Below are 7,289 nucleotides of genomic sequence, written 5' to 3' on the forward strand. Positions count from 1 at the left end.
CTCGGTGGCTAGTGCCGTTCTTGGAGATATCGTGAGACCCACAGGTCGGACAGGTCATCTCAATAGCCATGAGCTTGTCTCCCTAGTTATCGTAGTTGTGTAGCCTGATTTTCCTCCGTCCCGTGCATTAATGCACTACCGATCAAACAACAGCCAATCCCCCTGAGATCCCCATGAAAAATAGGGGATTTCGGACCACAGCACAGAATCAGCAGATCCCCTCAACCTCTTTATTGACAAAGGTTTGGGGATTTCTTGACTCCATTTAAGGGTACAGATTTTCTCTATTCAGGGTTAAAAAATTCACACGGGTTTTCCTGAGGAGCAGGCAAAAGTGGGCAGGGTCAAAAGACCCAAACAGCTTGATTTTGTGTAAAAGATCACAATTCTCTGCACAATTCAAAAAAAAATCTTGAGATTCTTTGAGAAAGCTTAAAAAAGAAGCATTGCTGAGATTTTGATTGTAATCTTTGATTTAAGAGGAAACAGTCCACATTTTTTTGAATATTTACTGCCCTTGTATGAAAAATTCCTCATCTTAATTGGTTCAGATCATTAGTTCAAAAATTTGGGTTTGGAAGTCATGCAAAATATTCAACCAATTTCCGAATGTGTCGGAATTTACGAAAATCAATCGGGAGTGCAGTTCTTGGCATTACTAGAGCCGAATCAAAATCCCCTGAATCCGCCTCAAATGTTATTTGCAATTCAAATTTTAGGGCGCAAGACCCATCAGAATTTGGGGATATAGTGTGATCTGGCTGTGCAGTGGACAGACAGGCTTCGCGCCCATTGGGTTTAAACTGTGCTGCTGATCCGGCCCCTTCCAGGGTGGAACTGAAACCGGGTGCAGTCTTGAGCGGGATCATGGGAATCCGGCAGCAGAAGGCGGGTGGAGGAAAATCGGTTGTTTTAAGATGGTGATATGAGCAGTCAGTTTTGGGGTCGAAGGGTGGCCCGGTCGGTGGTTTTGAGTGTGGTGCTGTGGGGAGCGATCCAAATCCCTGCACTGGCTCAACCTTCATCTAACTCCTACCTAGAACAACTGACAACGACGTACCAACAGATGCTCGATGGGTTTCCGGCTCAACGGGCGGCAGCAGAGGCCGCCCAGAATCCGAGGGAGTTGGGTCGCTTGTGGATGATGTACGGGATTGCGCATCAGTATTTTGGGCGGTTTGAGGAGGCGCAGCAGGGGCTAGAGCGGGCGCTGGTGTTGATGCGCGAGACGGGGGATGTGAGTGAGGCGGCGGTGGTGCAGCAGTTGGCGGCGGTGCATGCCCAGCAGGGTGATCCCTACGGGATTGCGTTTTTGGAGGGGCAGTTACGGCAACCGTTGGCGGTGGCGAGTCGGCGGGCGGTGTTGTATCAGTTGGGGATTGCCTATCTGAGTTTGGGCGATCGCGCCCGGTTGCCCCGTGGTATTGCGGTGATGGAGGAGTATCTAGCGGGGCTGGATGTGGAGGCGGAACCGGACTATTGGATCGGGGTGGTGACGATTTTGGCGGCGTTGCAATATTTGGTGAATCCTGGGGAGGCGATCGCTACGCTGCAAGGGGCGATCGCTTCCCATCAATCTCTCCTGGCCCAACGCGCCCAATGGACGAGTTTCACCAGTCAACTGGCCCGCTATCTCCATCAACAACAACGGGGCCTAGAGGCGATCGCGGTCGTCGAAGCAGCCCTCGCCACCCTGCCGACCGATGCTAACCCCCATGTCCCCCAAGCCCGGTGGCAACTCTTGGGCCTGTTAGCCGATTTGCAGGCGGATCAAGAACAGTTTGCGGTGGCCCATCGGTTGCACCGCGAACGCTTAACCCTGGCTCAGTCCCTCGCTCCCCACAACGCCACGCATCTGAGCCTGACCTGGGCGGCGTTGGCACAAACAGCCTTTTGGCAGGGGAATCTTGCCGAGGCGCTGCAATTTCAAACCGAGGCCTATGGGCAATACGGCCTGAGCCCCGACCCGCAGCAGTGGCGTGAGACGGATTTAACCGCGTTAGTGCAGGGGAGCGATCGCCTCCAACATTTGGGGTTTTTGCAGTGGCAGGCGGGCCAATTGGCCCAAGCTGAAGCGACGTTACGGCAGGGGCTGGCGATGGATCACGAGGCGCGGCGGATGTTGCTAGACAACACCAACTTCTACGCGATGACGCGGGACGAGTTGACGGTGACGAACTACGGGCCGAGCACCGATGGTTATCGAACGTTGCAACAGGTGTTGGTGGCCCAGGGGCAGCCTGAAGCCGCCCTCGTCGCAGCAGAAGCGGGGCGGGCGCGGGCATTGTTGCAACTGTTGATCAATCGTCAGGCGCATACGAACCAGTACATTGATGTGCAGACCCTCACCTTGGCGCAGATTAAAGCGATCGCCCGTCGCGAAAAGACCACCCTCGTCCAATACAGCGTCGTCTATGATGCCCCGTTTACCTACCGGATTGCCTTTGCTGATCAAAATCCTGAAGTCGTCACGAGCACCATCTTAATTTGGGTGATCACGCCCGATGGGGAGATTCATCACCGCACGGTTCCCCTCGATCAGAGTTTATCCTTGCTGGTGGAACGTGCCCGTAATCGGATTATTTCCAGCGATCGCGCCAATCGAGCGGGGCCCCCCCTCCAAGACCTCCATCGCCTCCTCATTGATCCCATCGCCCCCCTCCTGCCCACCGATCCAGCGGCCCGCGTCACCTTCATTCCCCAAGACATGCTCTTTTTTGTGCCCTTTCCGGCCCTCCAAGATGCCAACGGGGTGGAGTTGATCGATCGCCATACAATCTTGACGGCTCCCTCGATTCAGGTGTTGGATGTGGCCCGCCGCATGAAGGAACGCTTGCCGCCGAGGGATCAGGCGTTGGTGGTGGGCAATCCGACGATGCCCCCCTTTCCGGGGGGAACCGGGACAACGCGCAACGCCTTAGCTCCCTTACCGGGGGCGGAAGCGGAGGCCAAGGCGATCGCTACCCTGTTCCAAACGGAGCCACTGATCGGGGATCAGGCCACAGAAGCCGAGGCGATCGCTGGGATGCAAAACGCCCGGATCATCCACCTTGCCACCCATGGCCTGCTCGATGCTGATCTGCGTTACGGTAGCTCCCTCGCCCTTGCCCCCACCCGCGATACTGACGGCTTTCTCACCCTCCGCGAGATTAATCAATTGAACTTGAAGGCCGATTTAGCGGTGCTCAGTGCCTGCGATACGGGGCGGGGCTGGATCGGGCTGGGGGATGGGGTGATCGGGCTGTCGCGATCGTTCATTGGGGCGGGGGCGGCCAGTGTGATGGTGTCGCTGTGGGCGATTCCGGATCAACCCACGGCCACCCTGATGACCGAGTTTTACAACAATCTCAACGCGGGCCAAGATGGAGCGAAAGCCCTGCGGGAGGCGATGCTAACAACGCGCGATCGCTACCCCAGCCCCAGCGCTTGGGCCGCCTTCACCCTCACCGGAGCCGTAGATTAGCGCCCCATTTATCTAGAACTCATGACCCACCTTAAAAGGTTGTTCAGATCTGCGGTTGCGCTCCCCTTTGCCCCTTACCTTAAGAAAGATTGACCAGAGCCACAGTTCAGAATTTTTCCACTTTGACCCGTGCGATCGCAGTCGCAACCCTACCCACCCTTTTTCCTGAATGCATTTGGAGTGAAGCCTAATCCTATGACTCGATTTTTAACCCGTATGGTGCATGGCCTGCACTTCAAAAACATTCGCGGCGACTGCTTTGGCGGCTTGACGGCGGCGATCGTGGCCCTGCCCCTGGCCCTGGCCTTTGGAGTATCCTCCGGCGTGGGCCCCATTGCCGGACTCTACGGCGCAGTATGCGTGGGCTTTTTCGCCGCCCTCTTTGGGGGGACTCCCTCCCAGATTTCCGGGCCCACCGGGCCCATGACCGTGGTGATGGCCTCAACCCTCGTCTCCCTCACCGCTCGTTATCCCGACACCGGCCTCGCCATGGCCTTCACGGTGATCATGCTGGGGGGGATTTTTCAGATTCTCCTGGGAGTCTTCAGCCTCGGTAAATACCTCACCTTGATGCCCTACACCGTGATTTCCGGCTTTATGTCCGGGATTGGGGTGATTATTATCCTGCTGCAAATCGGGCCGCTGTTGGGCCACGCCGGCAGCGGCAATGTGGTGGACAATGTGATGAAATTGCCGAGTCTGATCAGCCACCTTGACCCGATCGCTGCCGGATTAGGGGCCTTAAGCTTGGTGATTGTGTTTGCTGCGCCGCCTCGGTTGAATCGGATTTTACCCGCTCCCTTGATTGCCTTGGTGGTGGGTACTGTGGTGTCGGTGGTTGTCTTTCCCGATGCGGCGATCCCGCGCATTGGTACAATCCCCTCTGGCTTACCCACCCTCCATTTGCCGACGATGGAGTGGGCCACCCTTAAGGATATGGTCGGTTACAGTGTGATGCTGGCAATGTTGGGGGCGATCGATTCCCTGCTCACCTCTCTGGTGGCGGACAATATCACCCGCACCCAACATGATTCCAATCGCGAACTCATCGGCCAAGGGATTGGCAATCTCGTTTCTGGCCTCTGTGGCGGTCTGCCGGGAGCCGGGGCAACGATGCGCACGGTGATCAACGTCCAAGCCGGGGGCAAAACGCCGCTATCGGGGATCGTCCATGCGTTGGTCTTAGCGGTGATTGTGCTCAAAGCCGGCTCCCTCACCGAACCGATCCCCCATGCGGTGTTAGCGGGGATTTTGATTAAGGTGGGGATTGATATTATTGATTGGGGCTTTTTGCGGCGGGCCCATCGGCTCTCGGCCAAAGGGGCGGGGCTGATGTATCTGGTGTTGGGGTTGACGGTGTTTGTGGATCTGATTACGGCGGTGGCGGTGGGGGCCTTTGTGGCGAACCTGCTGACGGTGAAGCATATGACCGATGTGCAAGAACGGGAAATGCGGGCCGTGACCGATGGGGCGCGGGAACATTGGCTATCTCCTGAAGAGCGATCGCTCCTCCACCAAGCCCAAGGCCGCATTCTCATGTTCCGCCTCAGTGGCCCGATGAGTTTTGGGGCGGCGAAATCCATTTCGCGGCGGATGGCGATCGTGGAAAATTATGATGTGTTGATTCTGGATTTAATGAATGTGCCGCGCTTGGGGGTGACGGCCTTGTTAGCGATCGAAATGATGATCAAAGATGCGATCGAAAAACGGCGCGATGTCTTTCTTGTGGGGGCCCACGGTCAAGTCCATCACCGCTTGCAAACCCTAGAGGTGATCCAACAATTGCCGCCGAACCGCTGTTTTGCCCATCGTCTCATCGCCCTCCAAGAGGCGCTCGATGTGGTGCGCGGCTATTCTGTGGAAGTGGCGCATAGGGTGCAATCCTCGAAGTCTTCCCCACCCGCTGCGGCTCCCCTCGCGCCGGAAGAGGCCGCCCCGGCATATTTCGAGGAGCGCGACTAGCCCCGGTTCTATCCCCAGAGCGGCCCTGATATACCTCCCATGAGGTCTACCACGGGCTGCCCACCAACATAAAGCTGCTCCAATAAAAGGGATGACGAAAGTTAGCCCGTTGAATATCGTCTAATCCTGCGATCGCATCCCCCGCACTCGATAATTGATTCCCTTGGATTAACGCCAACTGCGCCCGGCGCAACGCCTCCGCCTTAATCGTCACCTCCGGATCGGTCAGATGCCGATAAAACTCACCCATCAACGCCATCGTCCCCCGATCCGACACCTGCCACAAACTCGCCAAAGCCGACTTCACCCCCGCCTGCACCGCCAACCCCGCAAACCCTAACTCCGCATTCACATCCCCCAACGCCGTCTCACAAGCACTCAACACCAACAATTCCACCTGCGGCTCGTCATACCAACGCAATTGACGCAACCCCTGGGGTGAAATCTGCTCATCTCCCCACAGTTGAATATACGAATCATCTAAACGACCCGCATTAAAATCCGCATGGGTCGCTAAATGCACCACATCAAAATCCCGTTCCCGGCTCTGATCTGCCAAATTCTGATAGGTAAACGCTTCATTTAGATGGGCTTCACTGGGAATCACTTGGGACAGTAGACTAGCTTCTTTCGCCACCCCCGGCAAGGGGTCAAGCTGTTGAAATTCCGACGCACCCATGATCAAAAGATTGGCATCCTGGAGAGATTGATAGTCACTATTGGTGAGGCTGAGGCTGGGGATTTGACCCAGGCTATATTGTTCGATCAGAAATTGCTCACCGTCATAGAGGGCGGCAAGAGGCACATGGCGGAGTCCTTCCCCCATGGCAAAAATCAGAGTATCCACCGCCAATTCATCCAGAGTGGAAGCCAAGGGAGCGATCATCCATTCATAGAGTTGTTGAGCAGGTTGCACATAGTCAGTGCGGCGGCGTTGATTGAGAACACCGCGACGAAATTGTGACACAGTGCGCATTAACTCCTCGCGGGTGGCGGTTGGAATCACATGGCGGCGGAACTGGTCATCCGGGGTGATTAAAATCAGTTCGAGATAGTCCGGTTGACTGAGGATGTAAACCAATGCCGGATTGGTTCCGGTTTGGGTTTGAATGCGCTTAAAGGTTTCCCGCAGATTAGCAATGCTGGATTCTTCACCCTCGTCACTCTCCGATTCTTCAGCCCCATCAACCCCTTCCCCATTGACACTGTTATCAGCTAGAGCCGTGAGAGCCCCATAGGCATCTGCCATTGAGTGATCCAGCCTGATCAATTCTTGCAAGATGACATTATCGCCTAAAGACCCCCCCAATGCTTTTTCACCCGGTAAGCTCCAGGTAAACCCCCCTTCGGCATTAAATAGGGTTTCTCCCCCCAGTTGTCGTCCGACACGGCGAATAAACTCCTCATTATCTAGAAATTGATTTTTAACATCGGAGCCAGAAACCGAATGCACAATTTCCGGCGGGGTGGCTGGATTTTCCGGCGGGGTGGCTGGATTTTCCGGCGGGGCGATATTGGTGAGGATGGAAATCCCCGGTTGGGTATGACGGGTGAGGTAAGCCTGGGTGGGGAGAATGGTAAATCCTGTGCCGGCGGTGATGGCGGCACTGGTGCCGTTCGTCGTTGCATCCCCAACGAGGAAGGGAGTTTCGCCATTGCCACCATGCCGAATCAAAATCGGGCCGCCGGATGTTGCGCCTGCACTGGCAATACTGGCATTAAAACTATCTCAAGTGTCAAAAGAGGACTCCCGTTATAGCCGAAGGCTTAACGGTGAGATGAATTTTGACCAACCAAGAAAACTGAGCGAAGCGAATCCTACAGGGTTGACTTAGTCCTGTAGGAAAGTTAGGATAAGGGGGAA

General features: G+C 55.6%; 3 protein-coding genes. 2 read left to right on the forward strand and 1 reads right to left on the reverse strand.

What is annotated here, in order from left to right:
* Window positions 1-925: 925 nt before the first annotated feature.
* Both PN477_RS13595 and PN477_RS13600 read left to right on the forward strand, forming a co-directional pair.
* Window positions 926-3,463 carry a CHAT domain-containing protein gene (locus PN477_RS13595; RefSeq protein ID WP_272122087.1) on the forward strand — a complete coding sequence of 846 codons (2,538 nt, stop codon included), beginning with the start codon at window positions 926-928 and terminating at the stop codon, window positions 3,461-3,463.
* Window positions 3,464-3,658: 195 nt separating this feature from the next.
* Window positions 3,659-5,425: a SulP family inorganic anion transporter gene (locus PN477_RS13600; protein ID WP_272122089.1), complete on the forward strand. Its 1,767-nt coding sequence runs from the start codon at window positions 3,659-3,661 to the stop codon at window positions 5,423-5,425.
* A gap of 46 nt (window positions 5,426-5,471) precedes the next feature.
* Here the strand turns inward: PN477_RS13600 and PN477_RS13605 are convergent, their stop codons facing one another.
* Complete coding sequence (locus tag PN477_RS13605) at window positions 5,472-7,100, reverse strand: CHAT domain-containing protein (RefSeq protein ID WP_272122091.1); 1,629 nt, start codon at window positions 7,098-7,100, stop codon at window positions 5,472-5,474.
* Window positions 7,101-7,289: the final 189 nt, after the last annotated feature.

This window comes from Spirulina subsalsa CS-330, from assembly GCF_028330765.1.
In the GTDB taxonomy this organism is placed as follows: Bacteria; Cyanobacteriota; Cyanobacteriia; order Cyanobacteriales; family Spirulinaceae; genus Spirulina; species Spirulina subsalsa_A.